This window comes from Natrinema pallidum DSM 3751 (assembly GCF_000337615.1).
Lineage (GTDB): Archaea > Halobacteriota > Halobacteria > Halobacteriales > Natrialbaceae > Natrinema > Natrinema pallidum.
This window is the reverse complement of record NZ_AOII01000104.1, coordinates 1-867: the sequence shown is the minus strand read 5'-3', so window position 1 is coordinate 867 and position 867 is coordinate 1. Positions and strand designations below refer to the sequence as shown.

The following is an 867-nucleotide window of genomic DNA, read 5'->3' as shown; positions in this document are numbered from 1 at the left end:
CCGCCCGTCAAAGCACCCGAGTGGGGTCCGGATGAGGCCGACGCAACGTCGGTCGAATCTGGGCTCCGCAAGGGGGCTTAAGTCGTAACAAGGTAGCCGTAGGGGAATCTGCGGCTGGATCACCTCCACAGACCGGGACCAGGCCGTCGTGCCTGGCCCACCTTTGCAGTTCACGTTCGATCGACCAACGTCTGGCCGATCGGGCACCTTTGAACTACCAAGGCTAACGTGTCACTCCCTGTCCGCCCTTCTGGGCGGACGTGGGCCCATAGCTCAGTGGTAGAGTGCCTCCTTTGCAAGGAGGATGCCCAGGGTTCGAATCCCTGTGGGTCCATGTCTCGNGTGGGGTCGGGATGAGGCCGACGCAACGTCGGTCGAATCTGGGCTCCGCAAGGGGGCTTAAGTCGTAACAAGGTAGCCGTAGGGGAATCTGCGGCTGGATCACCTCCACAGACCGGGACCAGGCCGCCGCGCCTGGCCCACCTTTGCAGTTCACGTTCGATCGACCAACGTCTGGCCGATCGGGCACCTTTGAACTACCAAGGCTAACATGTCACCCCCTGTCCGCCCCTTGTGGGCGGACGTGGGCCCATAGCTCAGTGGTAGAGTGCCTCCTTTGCAAGGAGGATGCCCAGGGTTCGAATCCCTGTGGGTCCATGTCTCGGAGGACGATCGAACCGTGTCCCTTAAGTGGGAGACGGAACTTCGATCTAATCCGAACAACGAACCGATGCACCACCCCGTGTAAACGCGGGTGGGAAGGGTTAATGCAGGCCGGCCGTCTACCGGCGTGCAAATGAGACCGTGTGTACGTGTAGTCCAGGCGTCCACTGGACCCGTTCCCGGGTCACTACGTGATCGCACTNG

2 tRNA genes and 1 rRNA gene are annotated in these 867 nt (G+C 61.5%); all 3 read left to right on the top strand.

Going from position 1 to position 867, the window contains the following annotated elements:
• Window positions 1–128, top strand: a 16S ribosomal RNA gene (locus C487_RS17405); the annotation flags it as partial.
• Between the two features lie 134 nt (window positions 129–262).
• Window positions 263–334 (top strand) — tRNA-Ala (locus tag C487_RS17400).
• Between the two features lie 251 nt (window positions 335–585).
• Window positions 586–657: transfer RNA gene (locus C487_RS17395), tRNA-Ala, on the top strand.
• Window positions 658–867 lie beyond the last annotated feature (210 nt).